Below are 17,260 nucleotides of genomic sequence, written 5' to 3'. Positions count from 1 at the left end.
AAAACAAAATCATTTGAATATATACTTTTAAAACTTGTAAAAAGACATCAGTATATAATTCATCTTTATATAAAAAGAAAATTATGTTAAATGTAAATTAAACCAAAGCTAAGCCTTTTCAATAAGCATAATTTTAGCTTATCATTCAGTTATACTTATTAGGAGTATATTACTTAATACAAGAGTAATTAGGAGAATACATGAAATTAACAAAAATTGTTAAACGAAATGGAAAACTTGAAGATTATCAATCAGATAAAATACTTCAAGCAATTCAAAGTGCATTTATTGCAAAAAATATAAAAATTACAAAAAAAACCTTAAATATATTAGTAAAAGAAATAGAATCTCGCCTAAAAGAAGAAAACAACAAAGAAATAGAAGTTGAAAGAATTCAAGATTTAGTCGAAGAGACACTAATGGCTCATAAATATTTTGATGTTGCTAAGTGTTATATTTTATATAGATCTAATCAAACTCAAAAAAGAGAAGATAGACGTTTAATATGCAATGATTTAGACTATGCTAATTTAAATGACGTTTTAAGAGAAGTTCAAAAAGACTATCCTTCTCAACAATACAGTTTAGGCTTATTATATAATAAATATATTGCTTTTACAAAACCTCAAATGACTAAAGATGATAAATTAAATTCTCTTATTAAAGCCAGTGTTGAACTGACGACAATTGAGGCTCCAGATTGGGAATTCATTGCAGCAAGACTATTATATCTACAATTTGCTAATAACTTAAAGAAATATAAAATACAATTTGGCTTTAATACTTTCTTTGAAAAATTAAGCTTTCTGACCGAAAATAGTTTATATGGTAAATACATCTTAGAAAACTATTCAAAAGAAGAAATAGATGAAGTAGAAACTTTTATAGATAATGAAAGAAATAAACTATTTACTTTCAGTGGTTTAGATTTAATTCTCAAAAGATATGTTATTAAAACACATGACAACAAATTATTAGAAACTCCTCAGCAAATGTATTTAGGAATTGCCTTACACCTTGCTATGAATGAAAAAAATAATAGATTAATATGGGTAAAAAAATTCTATGACATGTTAAGTCTACATAAAGTCACTATGGCTACCCCAACCCTTAGCAATTCAAGAAAACCATATCATCAACTTTCATCTTGTTTCATTGATACAGTTCCAGATTCTTTAGATGGAATTTATAGATCCCTCGACAACTTTGCTAAAGTAAGTAAATTTGGTGGAGGAATGGGATTATATTTTGGAAAAGTTAGAGCTGTTGGTTCTGCTATTAGAGACTTCAAAGGAATTGCAGGTGGCGTTATTCGTTGGATTAAACTAGCTAATGATACCGCAGTTGCTGTTGACCAATTAGGTGTTAGACAGGGAGCTGTTGCTGTTTACCTAGATGCTTGGCACAAAGATTTACCAGAATTTTTACAACTTAGAACAAACAATGGGGACGATAGAATGAAAGCTCATGATGTTTTCCCGGCTGTTTGTTACCCAAACCTATTTTGGGAAATGGTTGAAAAAGATATAAATGGAACTTGGTACTTAATGTGTCCTTATGAAATTCATAAAGTAAAAGGCTATCATCTAGAAGATTTCTATGGAAAAGAATGGGAAGAAAGATATAAAAGTTGTGTAAAGGATCCTAAAATTTCAAAGAGGACTATTTCAGTTAAAGATTTAATTCGTTTAATTTTAAAATCATCTATTGAAACAGGAACACCATTTACCTTTAATAGAGATATTGTAAATGAAGCAAACCCAAATAAGCATGAAGGAATAATCTACTGTTCTAACTTATGCACAGAAATTGCTCAAAACATGAAGGAAATTCAACTAGTTACCAACGAAATCACAACTGAAGATGGAGATACGGTTATAGTTGAAAAAACGAAACCAGGTGAATTTGTTGTTTGTAACTTAGCATCTTTAGCATTGGGGAATATTGATACCGATGATCCTCAAGATATTGATAACACAGTCTCTAGTGTTGTTAGAGCCCTAGACAATGTTATCGATTTAAATATGTACCCTGTTCCATATGCTAAAGTAACTAACCAAAAATATAGAGCAATTGGCCTTGGCGTAAGTGGTTATCATCATATGCTAGCAAAACATAAAATAAGTTGGGAAAGCCAAGCTCATTTAGATTACGTAGATAAAGTCTTTGAAAATATAAATTACAGTGCTATTAAAGCAAGTATGAACATAAGTAAAGAAAAAGGAAGCTATACTTATTTCAAAAACAGTGAATGGGATACTGGAAAATATTTTGAAAGAAGGAACTATACAAGTGATAAATGGTTAGAATTGAAAAAAGAAGTAAATTCTAATGGAATAAGAAATTCATATCTAATGGCAATAGCCCCAACAAGTAGCACTAGTATTTTAATTGGAACTACAGCTGGCCTTGATCCTATAATGGATAAGTTCTTCTTAGAAGAAAAGAAAAACATGATAATACCAAGAGTAGCCCCTGAACTTAGTGCTGATACTTTCTGGTATTACAAAAGTGCTCACTTAATCGACCAAAGATGGAGCGTAAAGGCAGCAGGGACAAAACAAAGGCATATAGATCAAGCTATGAGTTTGAATTTATACATTACAAATGAAATGTCATTTAGAACCATTTTAGATTTATATATTGAAGCATATAAAAATAAAGTTAAAACAATCTATTATTTAAGAAGCAAAGCTTTAGAAGTAGAAGAATGTGCCTCATGTAGCTCATAAAGAAGGAGAAAACTATGGATAAATACACTTTAAAAAGAAGACCTATGTTCAATGAATTTGGAGATATCTCTTTAGATAAGAGAAAAATGGTAGGTGGTAACACTACTAATTTAAATGATTTTAACAATATCAAATATAGTTGGGTAAGTGATTGGTATAGACAAGCTATGAACAACTTCTGGGTTCCTGAAGAAATCAATATGAACACTGATGTACAAGACTATAGATTATTGGACAAATATGAAAAAGAAGCTTATGATAAAGTTTTAAGTTTCTTAATATTTCTAGATAGTGTTCAAACTGCTAATTTGCCTAATGTAAGTAATTACATTACAGCTAATGAAGTAAACCTTTGTTTAACAATCCAAGCTTTCCAAGAAGCTGTACATTCTCAAAGCTATGGTTATATGTTAGATACAATTTGTTCCCCTGAAGAGAGAACTGAAATACTCTACCAATGGAAAGATGATAAGCACTTATTAGAAAGAAATAAATTTATTGGAAACTTATATAATGAATTCCAAGAAAATCCAAATTTAAAAAGTCTAGTTAGAACAATGATTGCTAACTATATTTTGGAAGGTGTTTATTTCTATTCAGGGTTTATGTTTTTCTATAACTTAGGAAGAAACAGTAAAATGCCTGGCTCAGTTCAAGAGATAAGATATATAAATAGAGATGAGAATACTCACCTTTGGTTATTTAGATCAATCCTTTTAGAAATGAAGCAAGAAGAACCAGAGATGTTCACTCCAGAATTAATTGATCAATATAGAGAAATGATTAAAACAGGTTGTGAAATGGAAATCGAATGGGGCCATTATGTTATTGGAGACAATATCGCCGGTTTAAATAAACAAATGGTTACAGATTATATCCAATACCTAGGAAATCTTCGTTGTACACAACTAGGCTTCGAAAAATTATATGAAGGTCATGATAGTGAACCAGAAACACTTAAATGGGTTGGCCAATATTCAAATGCTAATTTAATTAAAACAGACTTCTTTGAAGCAAAAAGCACAGCTTACGCTAAAAGCTCAGCTTTAATTGATGATCTATAAAATTAATAAGTAAAACTATCTATATAAACAAATCTTACTATAATATCCTCCAAAGTAGACAAAATAATTTTAATTCCTACTTTGGGGGATTTTTATACATAAAAATAAAGTCTTACTAGATATGAAAATATTACAAAGCTCTACTCAATAACAAATTGTTATTAATTGTTAATTTATAATCTATACAAAATAAATCTTACTTCTCTTATTCTGTATTCAATAAATTAAAAACGGAGCAAACAATGAGTTTAGATAATACAAGCATAATTAAATTCGAAAATGTAAATAAATATTACTCTTTAGGGAAAACAAAAGTTCATGCAATTAAAAATGTATCCTTTTCACTTACCCAAGGAGACTTTGTATCTTTTTCAGGACCTTCTGGATCAGGCAAATCCACCATTTTAAATATGGTTGGTTGTATTGATACAGCAGATACAGGAACAGTTAGTATTGACAATAAAGTTACTAACGGTTTAACAGAATCAGAAATTACAAAATTAAGACATGATACTCTTGGCTTTATTTTCCAGTCTTTCAATTTAATTCCTGTTTTAAATATATATGAAAATATTGAATTTCCCCTATTATTTGGAAAACAAACGGAAGAAGAAAAAAAAGAAAATAAAAAATGGATTAATTACTTAATTGAAACAGTAGGTCTAGAAGATTGGAGAGAACATAAACCAAATGAACTGTCTGGTGGACAGAGACAAAGAGTCGCAGTCGCAAGAGCTTTAGTTACAAAACCATCTATTATTCTAGCAGATGAACCTACAGCTAATCTCGATTCAAAAAGTAGTGAAGCAATAATCCAATTAATGAAAAAAATGAATAAAAATTTAGGAACAACCTTTGTTTTTTCAACCCATGATCCTGCAATTGTAGAGATAGCAGATCATATCATCAAGTTGAAAGATGGCGAAATTATTTCTAATTCAAGACATGAGCAATAGGAGAAAATATGAATTTTTCAACAGCCAAACTTGCCTTTAGAAATTTAAAATTACATAAATCTAAAACATTGATAATAGGTGTTTTAATTACACTAAATGTAGCCATCTTAATAATAGGCTCAAGTATTTTAAATACACTTAATGCAGGAATTGAAGAGAATTATGTAAATAAATACACAGGTAGCATTTTTATTTCCCCATCTGATAATGTTGAACCATCCTTAATTATGCCTTCCTTTGATAGCGATGGTGCAAACGCAGTCATAACAAATTACGCAGAAATAGAAAATGAAGTAACACAAATAAAAGGCATCAAAGATACTACAGGTCAAATTAATGCAGCCGGGTTAATAACAATAGGCGAAAACGGAAAAGGTTTTGGAATATTTAGAGGAATAGATCCTGTAGATTATGAAAAAATGTTTCCTGAAGGTCTAAACATTAAAGAAGGATCTTTTTTACAAGAAGGTGAAGAAGGAATAGTTTTATCACAATATGTATATGATATGTTAAACTCAACGACAACTGAAGAAATAGAAATTGGAGATAAAATATTACTTACTAGTATAAATGAAACATCTGGGACTAAAGTTAGAGAAGTCACAATTAGAGGAATCCATCAATATGAAGATGATGCTATAGATATTTCATTAATAAGTTTCTTAGATTTGGACAATATTAGAGCACTAAATGGTATATTATTAAATACTGAAGCAGATTTGAACCTAAATGACAGTGAGAAAGCAAATTTAGGATCTTTTGATGAAGAGTCACTATTTTCATCAGACAGTGATAACTTATTTGCAGATGATAATTTATTCACCTCGTCTACTTCTTCATTATTTTCTACAGATTCCACTACAGGTGATAATTCAATTTCAACAGATATTTACGACATACTAGGAGATACAACTCAAAGGGATGCCTTAAATACTATAAATAATGATGCCTTTAGTTACATGTTAATCAAAACAGATTCTTCTACAAATACGAAAAGTGTAGTCAATGATTTAAATCAAATGTTTGAAGAAAAAGATTTAGACTTAATAGCTTATGAATGGACAAAAGGTGCTGGAATCTCAGCACAACTAGCTGATGTAATTTCTATAGTCTTTTACGCAATTTTAGCTCTTATAGCTATAGTAGTTGTAATAGTAATTATGAACACACTAGTAGTTTCAATTTCCGAACGTACTAATGAAATTGGGACAATGAGGGCTCTTGGAGCAAAGAAGAGCTACATTAGAAACATGATAAGCCTAGAGACAATTTTCATTACAGTAGTATTTGGAATAATTGGGATAATACTAGGAGTTACAATATTAGCAATAACTAGTCAAATTGGAATCCAAGCTACAGGGACTTTCACAAAAATTATACTTGGAGGAGATGTCTTCATACCTAAAATTAGTGGAGCATCCATATTGCTATCAATAATCAGTATCACAGTCATCTCTGTATTCTCAGTCTTATATCCTGTTTCAGTTGCACTAAGAATATCACCTCGTGAAGCGATGAGCAAATAGGAGTTATCATGAAATATTTTAAAATAGCAAATAGAAATGTCAAAAGACAAAAAAAGAAAAGCAATATGCTTACATTCGCAATCGCATTTGGAACTATGGTAATTATCCTAATTCAAAGTCTAACCTCGGGATTTACTGTAAATATAGAAAAGGGAATCACCTCAGCACTTGGAGGACATATATATATCAGTGGTGATGAACAATTGGAAAGCGGAAAAATTGTTAATAAAATATCTGATGTAGATATATTGCAAAGTGCGATAGACGATGTAGATCAATCCTTAATCAAAAGTTATCATAAAAGGTCTAATTCTAGTGGAACTTTAATTTTCCACAGTCAATCCACATCTGCCTCAGTAACTGGAATAGATTGGGAGAGCGAACAACAATTAAAGGATGATTTGGTAATTATTGATGGAACAATCGATGGTATTGAAAACCCTGAAAACATCATCTTAAGTGAAGAAGCCTTTGAAGATTTAGGAATAAATATCGGTGATGATATAATTTTTAGCTTCCAAACAGTTTCTGGACAAGAAAATGTAGCAAATTACAATGTAATTGGAGTAGCTCAAAGTAACAGTCTAATTGGAACATCTTCTAGTTATGTATCAATAGAGGGATTAAATAGTGTCCTTGGTTTAGATGAAAATGAATATCAAACACTTACCTTAGAATTGAATGATGCAAACAATATTGATTTAGTCCAATCTACAATTACAACTTCGATTGAGAAAAATGGTGGAGTCCTTCCTCTTCCTTCAGATGAAGAAGATGACTTCATGTCAGCTAGAATGAGTATGTTCGCAAATGATGTTAATCAAGAATGGGATGGAACTCGTTTTACACTATCTAATCTTACGGATTTTACAGATGCAGCAATAACTGCACTGAATATAATAAACATAATAGCCTATGCAATATTTTTCATAATGCTATTAATTACGATGGTTGGATTAATAAACACTTTCAGACTAATTATGAACGAAAGGGTATTAGAAATTGGAACGATGAGAGCTATGGGAATGCAGAAAAAGTCAGTTAAAAAACTTTTCAATCTAGAAGGTATTTTAATAGCTGTTAAAGGTGTTCCATTAGGGTTTCTTGCTGAATTAATAATTACAAGAATTGTATCTCTAATTCCAATAAATCCTGATCAAGGAGCTTTATCTTTGATTTTAAGAGAGAACCATATCTACTTCCCTATTAACATAGGTTTTGTACTATTTGTCGCAGTACTAGTAACGCTTATAAGTTTATTCGCAGTTTCAAGACCTGTTAATAGTGCACTAAAAAAATCAGTAGCAGAAGAACTACGCTAGGAGAAAAATTATGAAAAAAATACTTACAACAATATTTATAGCTGCAGTAATACTTAACTCAGCATTTTCAACAACAATTGAAGAGGGAAACAACATTCTTCAAACAATAGATAAACAATCTAATTTTGAAGGAAGCGACTTTAGTGCCACTTTAACTATGATAAGTGAAGACCCTGAAGATGGTATTGAAAAAACTGTTGTCTATCAATTTAGGAATGACGATGATGAAAAATTCTTATTACTAATAAAAGAACCAACTATTAAAAAAGGCCAAGGCTATTTATTAATCGAAGAGAATTTATGGTTCTATGACCCAGATAGTAGAAAATTTTCACATACATCTTTAAAAGAGCAATTTAACGATTCAGATGCCAACAATTCGGATTTCACATCTTCAAGTTTAATTGAAGATTATAAAATTGTTGATATTACAGAGAGTAAACTTGGTAATTATGAAGTAAATATAATTAATTTAGAGGCAACAAATAATGAAGTCACTTACCCATACCAAACAATCTATGTAGCAAAAAACGGAACAGTAATCTTAAAAAAAGAAGAGTTTAGTAAAAGCAAAACTTTACTTAGGACTAGTTATTATACTAAATATAAAATTGTAGATAATAATTATGTAGCCACTTATATGATTTTCCAAGATGAATTAATTGAAGGCAAGAAAACTACTATACAAATTACAAATATTTCAACTGATGATATTCCAGACTCTGTATTCACAAAATCATATATCGAAAGAGTAAACAATTAAGGAAAATGATATGAAAAAAATAATAAGTATAGCCTTTATTGCAACAATAGCAATTACATCAATTTTTGCAGATAACTTTGATTCACTTTTTGAAACAGAAGAGGTATTTGATAATTCCTCTTCTCTCTCAAGTGATGATCTATTTAATAATGATAGCCTATTTGAAAGTGACGAATCGGATTTAACCCCTCAAATCAGCTTAACAGATGACTTGTTGACGAATGAATCTATTATCTCAGGATCATATTCTTTTATATTTAAAACAGGGTTCAATTACGATTTTGATGATTCTTCTTCTCTTGAATATTTTGCTGAATCCGATATATCTACAGAGCTACAAATTAGTGCAAGACCCACAACTGAAACTAGATTTTTTGCTAAAACATCTGTATCCTTCCCATTCAAGAATATTGAGGATGATCCATCTACCCCATTAGAAAATGAAGAAGATAATTTCTTTAAAATTGAAGAATTATTTTATGACTTTATTGTCAGTGATGACTACTATGTAAGAGTTGGTAAACAAACATTAAATATGGGTGTAGGATATTTTTACAGTCCTGCTAATTTACTAAACATTTCAAGTATAGATCCTTTAGACCCTGAAGAAGATCAAGAAGGGCCTTTAGCTATAAAAGTTAATAGACCACTAGGAAATGATAATCTATATGGATATATAACACTTCCTGATGAAAGTGATTATAGTCCTGAAGATTTAGGCTTTGCTGCAAGATATGAAAAGGTTATTGGACAAGGTGAATATACTTTAAGTGGTTATTATACATACGATCAAGCAACAACTCCAAGTAAAATCGCATTAACAGGTTCAACCTCTATTTTTACTGATATAGATATATTTGCTGAAGTTGTTGAATCTTATGATGGAAGCGAGTTCTATTTTTCGGGAACAGCTGGATTACAGGTATTTAAAAGTATTGATGATTTAGTAGATACCTCAGTCACCTTTATTGCTCAATATTATTATAATCAAGATGGAGTTTCAACTTTTAATTCCATTTCTTATGATGCTACACATCAACTTGCAGGCCTACTGTCAATATCACTACCAAATGATTATGGCATCTCATTGTATTCAATAAATGTACTTAAAGAATCAAGTGGTGTTGTACTTGGAAATTTATGGTATGATGTTAATGATGATGTTAATATAGGCCTTGGAGCCTATTATTATTGGGGAGAGGTAAATACTATCAAACCATATATATCATTAACTCTAGGATCAGGAGACTTTTAATGCAAGCAAAAGTGTTAATTATAGAAGATGAAGTTGAACTAGCACAGTTAGAAATTTTATACCTTAAAAAAGAAGGAATAGAAGTAGAACATGTAATTTCAGCCGAAAAAGGTTTAATTCTATTGAAAAAGAATAACTTCGACTTGATCCTTCTAGATATTAACCTTCCGGGAATTGATGGTTTTGAATTTTTAACAAAAGTTAGACAATTTTCTCAAATACCTGTTATTATTGTATCAGCAAGAGAAGCAGATGAAGATATAATAATGGGTTTAGCAATAGGAGCAGATGAGTTTGTTATAAAACCATTTGCACCTAAAGTTTTAGTCGCTAGAGTTAGAGCCATTCTCAGGAGAGCTAAAGAAAATCTCAATACAAATAGTGATGCAACAATTCAATTTGATGATTTTGAGCTTTTTACAAATAGCTATAGCTTGAAAAAATCAGGCAAAATTGTTCCCCTACCAATTAAAGAATTTGAAATACTTTTATTTTTAATTACTAAAGCAGGAAGTGTTTTCTCAACTCAAGACTTGTATGATGAAATTTGGGAACAAGAATATGGAGATATATCTACTGTAACTGTATATATTCAAAGACTTAGAAAAAAAATAGAACCTGATTATCATAACCCAAGATATATAAAAACAGTAAGAGGTAAAGGATATTACTTTGAAAAGGAAATATTAAATGAAAGAAAACAAACCCGAAAAAGTTAAAAGATATAACAATTTATTTTATCTTATATTCCCCCCTTTACTTTTATCATTCATAATTTTAGTTATCATTCCTATAGTAACGTATTCTAATGATATATTCTCCAAAGAACACAATTTATATCCCATATCAAAACTTGGACATAAAGATTTATTAGAAGTTGTAGATAATCTAGAATATTTCGACAATGAACAGGAAATAATTGAAGCCATTGAACAAATCGAGACTAAAACAAATATATTAATTGTTTCAGATAATATACCAATCTATAGCTCTGTCGAAGTCGAAAATACTCCAATGAATACTATAAAAAAAGAAATTACATTAAAAAATGGTAAAAACTATATTGTTTATATATCTTTCTCACTCTTCACAAAATCAATAATCTTGATTGGTCTATTTTTTAGATACATCTTACTAGCACTATGTTTGCTTTCTTTTATAGGAATTAATAAGATAAGAAAACATATAAAAGAATTAGAACTAGCAACTGAAAACATAGCTAAAGGTGATTATGATACACCCATAAATACCCATGGAAAGGATAACTTTGTATTCTTAGATAATTCTCTTGAAAATATGAGAATTCAAATTAAAAATGACCGACATCAAATAACTAGATTCTTTGCAGGCGTATCCCACGATTTAAAGACCCCTTTATCTTCGATTATTGGATATACTGAAGCCTTAAGAGATGGAATGGCACAAGATAAAGAAACAGAAACCTTATATTTAAATATAATACATGATAAAAGTAACTTGTTAATAGAGAGAATTTCTTCTTTAATAAAGTATATTAAAATAACTGATCAAGGGTTTAAAACAACTTTAAAGAAAAAGAAATTATACCCAGTGCTCGATACTTATTGTACAAATGTAAAATTAGATTTTAGTATAAAAAAAATAAATTTTATCTATAATTTAAAATTTAACAAAGACTTTGAAACAGCATTTGATGAAGTTTTATTTAGTAGAGCTTTAGAGAATTTAGTTGAGAATTCTATAAAATATGGAGATCTCTCAAACCCTATTATACTTGAAGCTTCGCAAGATTATAATGGTATTACTATCTCTTTAACAAATTATAATAAATTTGAAATTACTGAAGATTTTTTAGAAAATATATTTGAACCATTCTTTAGAGGAGATAACAGTCGAAGAGGAAAAGGCTTTGGCCTTGGTCTAGCAACTGTAAAATCAATTATTGATAGTCATGACTGGAAAATTAATACTAAATTAGATAAAATTGAAAACACAATAAGCTTTGTAATAACTATTCCAGCCTATTAAACAGCATATAACTATCCTAAATTTTTATTTGAATTACTGAGTTTTACCTTCAGAGAATAAAAAATAAGTGCCCCTATTATTGCAGATAAAATATCGCTAATTGGTTGTGAGAAAGCAATACCGTTTAACCCCATTAAATAATCTAATAAATATAACACTGGAATATAAATAAAACCTTGTCTACTAACAGCTAAAACTAAAGAAGCAAAACCGTTTCCCATTGCTTGAAAAGTAAATTGATAAACAAACATAATACCAACAAATGGAACAGATATCATCAAGGCTCGTAACATCTTTGCACCCATCTCAATAACTACGGCATTTGCAATAAAAATATTAATAATTTGAGAAGCAAAAATTATATAAATAATTGCTAATGTAAGACCTATTATAAAATTAACTTTCATAGCAAATTTCATAGCTTCTTTTTGTCTAGATATATTCTTAGCTCCATAATTATAAGCAATCAAAGGTTGAGTCCCAGAAGAAACCCCTTCCTGTATTAGAACAGCTAATAAATTTGCTTTTAATGCAACACCCATTGCAGCTATAGCAACATCACCATGTTTCGCTAAAACAGTATTTAATAAAATATTACTAATACTCATTAAAATATTGACCAATGCTGCAGGTAGTCCGATAGATATAACTTCTTTAAAAATATTATCTCTCATCTTAAAATTCTTAATATTCAAATTTAGAATTGACTTATTTTTAATTAAAATTATCCATAAGAAATATGAGACAGATATACTATTTCCAATAATAGTTGCAATAGCTGCTCCCTTAACTCCCATTGCTAATAAGTTGAATTTAAATCCAAATATATTTATATAATCTAGAATAAAAATAGGGTCTAAAATTATATTTGTTAAAGTACCAAGGACCATTCCATTCATAGATTTCTTTGCACTACCTTCTCCCCTAACTAGATTTGAAAAAGTTGTTGATAAAACAACTATTGGGGCAAAAAATGCAATTGTATCTAAATATAATTTTGCATCTCTATAGGTATTTTCGCTAGCACCTGAAGAAAAAATTATTGACTTTGAATAAAGAGAATAAACTAAAGCACTCACAACACCTATAAAGATACTTCCATAAAAACAGAAACTACTAATATTCTTAACCTTATAATCTTCTCTTTTACCTAATGCCCTAGAAATGAAAGTTGCCCCACCTATGCCAAACATATTCCCAAAAGCCATCAATAATAAAAAAATAGGAGTTGCAACAGAAATAGCAGCAACTTTATTGGGATCTCCTAATTGTCCAACAAAAAAAATATCAACCATGTTGTATAAAATTATAATTAGCATTGTTACAACAGTTGGAACAGCTAATTTTAAAACAGCATGAGATATAGGATCACTCTCAAATATCTTTCTATTTTCTCTAGAAATACCTTTTTCTTTTTTATCAGTAATCAATTATTAGCTCCATTATTAAATAATTTACAATTTAAATATTAGGTTTAAAATAGATCAAATAAAGTCATTATTAGTTTATATTGTGTTTGAATTTTCAATAAATAAGTCGAAATTCAGAGATAAAATCAATATTAAAATTATTTCTCAAACTCTATAATTTTAGTTTTATAAAAAGTTAATGTCAATATAGAAATATATAGAATATATGTAGTTTAATAAGATTTCAATTTTAAATAAATCCACTATTAATTGCCATTAATCTTCATTTAATTATAAATATGAAAGCTATAACATAATTTTTCAAAAAATTAAAATGGTAATCTATTAATCAATATAATACCCCTATTTAGGATTGATTATAATTTATAGAAGAAAATCAAATAAATATGTTAAGACTTTAACAATACGTAAAAGAACATATTTAATTCTTGTTGGGGAAGTCTCTCTTCCACTGTTTTTCTCAGTGGATATTAATTCACTATTCTTTTCATGTATATTTATTTGATTATTTAGTTCCTTTGTAAATTCTTTACTATCGATAACTAGCATAGTTTCACTACTTAAAAAGGCACTTCTTGGATCCATGTTAAAAGAACCAACTAAAGAAAGTCTATCATCTATAATATAAGATTTAGCATGAATAGAACCATTTCCATGATATTCAAAAATATCAATTTTACTATCTAATAATTCCTTTCTATATTTAAGATACCCAGAAAAAGCAAACAAATTAGGAGTCGACTGTTCACTATTTGTTAAAATCTTTGTATTTACCTTTGAAAGATCATTTAAACTGAGATACTTTCTCATTTCCTTATTGAAAATAATATATGGACTTTGTATAAAAACAGAAGATCTTGCACTTTTAATCAAATTACTAATTTCTATCCAGCATTTCGGATATTTTTTAAATCTTTCAATAGGATTGTGAATTAAACTAATTTTATTTGTTGGAAATGATATTTTAAAAAAATCTATATCTAAGTTAAAATAATGAGGATATTTATCTTCAATATATTTAGCACAACTTTTTAATTCATTTGTTTTCTTAATGGCTTTTTCTATATTTCTTTTAGAAAGATTTAGTTTTGGATATTTAGAATAAGGGCTTTCCCACACTTCATCAAAATATGTTTTTATTTCAGATATTACACTATTATTATATTTTTGTTCATCTGTATTAATTACTAAAACTTCCCGATCTTTTGTTAAAAGTAAAGAATCATTATTTAAATCAAAATATTGATTCCCAATATTTCTGCCACCTAATATAGCAAATTTCTTATCTACTATAATATATTTATCATGTAATAAGTTGTTCCATGTCCAAGGTTTTAACAAAGAAAAAGGTTCATAATATTTAATTTCTATGTTCTCATTATTAACAAGTGCATAATTTATTCCATTGAAATCCTTAGCTATTTTATTGATTTTACCATCAAGTAAAACCCTAACTTTTACCCCGCGATTAGCTGCATCTACTATCTTAGATAAAAACACATAACCTGCTTCATCATTTTGTATTTTATAATATGATACATCTAAGGATTTCTCTGCTTTATCAATTAAATATAATTTTGACATAGCAGAAAAATCTCTTTTTTCAATTAAGGCAACTCTATCTACAGAAAGAGTATCATTTAAATAACCATTTAAATTATTTACATACCGATTATCACTGTTATTATTAAAGGCGAATATTAAAACAGCTGTAACAAAGGCGTATAAAAAATATAATAAAATTAACAATTTTAGGCTAAAAAATCTCCTTTTTTTCATTTGTACCCCGAATCATGGTAAAAACTATTTATTTTTACACATTAATTCTACTATATGATTAAAGATTTTTCTTTGCCCAAATGCACTGATGTGACCCAATTTTGTATCCCCAACCAGGGGTTAGAATTTTTCCAGTAAATAAATCTTTATATTCTCCTACTAAATTATTTGTATAAAAGTTCTCTTCAAAATCACTAAAAGAGAAAATACACAATAATTCCTCATCTTTATAAGTCCTTCTAATTATCAATACTTTTGAATTGTGAGAATCCCAAGTACTTACAAAAGCACCACTGTTAAAACAACTATTAGTCATTCTAATTTGATGCATAGTTTGTAAACCAGTAAAGATTTTATACTGATAGGTATTTTTAATTTTTCTGAGCTTTGCTTTCTCCCAATCAAACTTAGAACGATGAACATTTCTTTGATCATCGACTCGCAAAGGATCCAATTTATAAGAATAATCATTTAACTGTCCAATTTCATCACCACTAGATAAAAGTGCAAAACCTTCTAAAGCAAATATGACTGAATGCAATAATAAATCTCTTTTTATAGCTTTTTCTAATTCTTCTTTATTATTAGACTCTAAAGCGACTTCTATTCCACAAAAGCTTGCAGTAGTACCACAACTTCTAGCATCTTCACTAATAGGGTCATAATTATATAGCTCTCCTCGACTATAAGAAAATGGAAAATTACCACTATAAAAATTATAAAGAAATTTTTTATGTTCTTTTGGATCTTGACCAATGCTATTTTGAACTGCAGGATCTAAGGCCCATCCAATATCATCATGACATCTAATATAATTTATAAAATTACAATGAGAAGGCAAAGATAATATATTATTTATTTGATCTACAAGTAAAGTTGTATCTTGAGATGCTAAACTATCCCAAATATTTGCCATCAAAGCTGCATTATATAATAAATGACACTCTGGTTTCTCTTTTGTTCCAAAATAAGGAGATAATTCCTTAGGAGCCATAACAACTTCTCCCTTTAAAACTATTGCAGGACAGACTATTTCCATAACTATTCTAATCAATCTAACAATCAAATGTACTTGCTCTAAATTTCTACAAGTTGTCCCTAATTTTTTCCAAATATAAGGGACAGCATCTAATCTAAATATTTCATTACCTAGATTTGCTAATATTAACATACTATCAATCACATCAAATAAAACAGAAGGATTTCCATAATTTAAATCCCATTGAAAAGGATAAAAAGAAGTTAATACCCACTTATCTAACTTTTTAACATAGGTAAAATTTCCTGGTGCAGTTGAAGGGAAAACATCAGGAACAATTGAATCATAATAATCTGGAATTTCTCTATCTGGATAAAAGAAATATCTCTCCTGTGCTTCTATATCCCCTTCTTGAGCTTTTATTGCCCAAGGATGAGTCGATGAAGTGTGATTTAGAACATAATCCAAACAGAGACTAATACCTTCTTTTCTCAATGCGGTAGTTAAATTTTTTAAGTCTTGATTTGTACCAAACTTACTATCTATTTCAAATAAGCTATCTACAGCATACCCTCCATCATTATTTTCTTTAGGCATTTTCAATATTGGCATCAAATGTAGATAGGTTATTCCTAACTCTTTCAAATATGGGATTTTAGTTATTAAACCATTTAGTGTATTAGCAAATAAATCTGTATACATGGTCATCCCTAACATTTTCTTATCCATATACCAGAGAGGGTTTTCGCTTCTTGTTCTATCTAATTTTTTAAGAGAATCATCTCTCTGATTAAATCTATTCAACATTAAAAGATTTAACTTATTAAAAAGATCTTTTTCCCCATACAGTAAAAATAAAATCTCTCTAATTTCGCCTTCTCTTAACTTTAATCTCTCATTATACCCCATATTTATCTTCTCCAAAAATATTAAACAATTAATATAAAATAATCGCCATAAACAATTCTAACATTTTAGCTTTAATTCTGCTATTTTTTTTATTTATTTCTTTAATTAAACTTATTTTTGGAAAATTATGAATTACATTTTGTTAAAAGACCCTATTTCTATGAGATTTCCTTCAGGATCTGCAATATAACAAGTTCTCTGTCCCCAAGGTTCAGTAGTTGGTTTCAATATTTCTTTAGCACCTTTAGATACAACTGAAGCAAACATTTTATCTACTTGATTAAAATTTTCAACATTCAAAGCTATTTCAAAATGACCATTTACTCCATTAGCATAATTAAACTTAGTATTTGCCATCTTTTCAAAATCACTTCTTCTATAAAGTAAAAAAAGCACTCCATCTTTTTCTAAATATACATTTGAAGCATCTTCATTTTCACTTATTTTAAAACCTAAAACGTCTCTATAAAACCTAACCATTGTTGGCATATCTTTAACAAAAATACCGAAACCTTGTAATTTCATATTCTCTCCTTTT

The 17,260-nt window shown here is 28.8% G+C and carries 13 protein-coding genes; 9 read left to right on the top strand and 4 right to left on the bottom strand.

Features of this window, described 5'->3' with window-relative positions; all coding sequences use genetic code 11:
- Nucleotides 1–200: 200 nt before the first annotated feature.
- The 9 genes from ACZ5SO_RS01780 to ACZ5SO_RS01740 all read left to right on the top strand — a co-directional run bounded on the left by ACZ5SO_RS01780 (nucleotide 201) and on the right by ACZ5SO_RS01740 (nucleotide 11,625).
- Complete coding sequence (locus ACZ5SO_RS01780; RefSeq protein ID WP_464626371.1) at nucleotides 201–2,732, top strand: ribonucleoside-diphosphate reductase subunit alpha; 2,532 nt, start codon at nucleotides 201–203, stop codon at nucleotides 2,730–2,732.
- A gap of 14 nt (nucleotides 2,733–2,746) precedes the next feature.
- Nucleotides 2,747–3,796: a ribonucleotide-diphosphate reductase subunit beta gene (locus ACZ5SO_RS01775; protein ID WP_464626370.1), complete on the top strand. Its 1,050-nt coding sequence runs from the start codon at nucleotides 2,747–2,749 to the stop codon at nucleotides 3,794–3,796.
- 242 nt (nucleotides 3,797–4,038) lie between these two features.
- Nucleotides 4,039–4,752, top strand: coding sequence for an ABC transporter ATP-binding protein (locus ACZ5SO_RS01770; protein WP_464626368.1), 714 nt, complete (start codon nucleotides 4,039–4,041; stop codon nucleotides 4,750–4,752).
- Nucleotides 4,753–4,760: 8 nt separating this feature from the next.
- Entirely contained in the window at nucleotides 4,761–6,278 is a 1,518-nt protein-coding gene (locus tag ACZ5SO_RS01765) for an ABC transporter permease (protein WP_464626367.1), read from the top strand.
- 8 nt (nucleotides 6,279–6,286) lie between these two features.
- A complete protein-coding gene (locus ACZ5SO_RS01760) occupies nucleotides 6,287–7,600 on the top strand; it encodes an ABC transporter permease (protein WP_464626365.1) in 1,314 nt (437 codons plus the stop codon).
- Nucleotides 7,601–7,610: 10 nt separating this feature from the next.
- Nucleotides 7,611–8,363 carry an outer membrane lipoprotein-sorting protein gene (locus ACZ5SO_RS01755; protein ID WP_464626363.1) on the top strand — a complete coding sequence of 251 codons (753 nt, stop codon included), beginning with the start codon at nucleotides 7,611–7,613 and terminating at the stop codon, nucleotides 8,361–8,363.
- Between the two features lie 10 nt (nucleotides 8,364–8,373).
- Entirely contained in the window at nucleotides 8,374–9,618 is a 1,245-nt protein-coding gene (locus tag ACZ5SO_RS01750) for a hypothetical protein (protein WP_464626362.1), read from the top strand.
- Nucleotides 9,618–10,337 (top strand): response regulator transcription factor, encoded by a 720-nt coding sequence (locus ACZ5SO_RS01745; protein WP_464626361.1) that lies wholly within the window; start codon nucleotides 9,618–9,620, stop codon nucleotides 10,335–10,337. Before ACZ5SO_RS01750 ends, ACZ5SO_RS01745 begins: the two co-directional genes overlap by 1 nt.
- Nucleotides 10,309–11,625 (top strand): HAMP domain-containing sensor histidine kinase, encoded by a 1,317-nt coding sequence (locus tag ACZ5SO_RS01740; protein WP_464626359.1) that lies wholly within the window; start codon nucleotides 10,309–10,311, stop codon nucleotides 11,623–11,625. Before ACZ5SO_RS01745 ends, ACZ5SO_RS01740 begins: the two co-directional genes overlap by 29 nt.
- A gap of 11 nt (nucleotides 11,626–11,636) precedes the next feature.
- On the opposite strand, the gene ACZ5SO_RS01735 is transcribed toward ACZ5SO_RS01740, so the two are convergent.
- The 4 genes from ACZ5SO_RS01735 to ACZ5SO_RS01720 all read right to left on the bottom strand — a co-directional run bounded on the left by ACZ5SO_RS01735 (nucleotide 11,637) and on the right by ACZ5SO_RS01720 (nucleotide 17,247).
- Nucleotides 11,637–13,055: an MATE family efflux transporter gene (locus tag ACZ5SO_RS01735; protein WP_464626358.1), complete on the bottom strand. Its 1,419-nt coding sequence runs from the start codon at nucleotides 13,053–13,055 to the stop codon at nucleotides 11,637–11,639.
- 363 nt (nucleotides 13,056–13,418) lie between these two features.
- Nucleotides 13,419–14,834 carry a phospholipase D-like domain-containing protein gene (locus ACZ5SO_RS01730; protein ID WP_464626356.1) on the bottom strand — a complete coding sequence of 472 codons (1,416 nt, stop codon included), beginning with the start codon at nucleotides 14,832–14,834 and terminating at the stop codon, nucleotides 13,419–13,421.
- 58 nt (nucleotides 14,835–14,892) lie between these two features.
- Nucleotides 14,893–16,722 carry an alpha-amylase family protein gene (locus ACZ5SO_RS01725; protein ID WP_464626354.1) on the bottom strand — a complete coding sequence of 610 codons (1,830 nt, stop codon included), beginning with the start codon at nucleotides 16,720–16,722 and terminating at the stop codon, nucleotides 14,893–14,895.
- A 132-nt stretch (nucleotides 16,723–16,854) separates the two neighbouring features.
- Nucleotides 16,855–17,247, bottom strand: a complete 393-nt coding sequence (locus tag ACZ5SO_RS01720) for a VOC family protein (RefSeq protein WP_464626352.1) — start codon at nucleotides 17,245–17,247, stop codon at nucleotides 16,855–16,857.
- Nucleotides 17,248–17,260: the final 13 nt, after the last annotated feature.

The sequence above is a fragment of the Pleomorphochaeta naphthae genome, assembly GCF_055396005.1.
The sequence above is the reverse complement of the archived record's forward strand: the minus strand, read 5'-3'. Positions and strand labels throughout refer to the sequence as shown.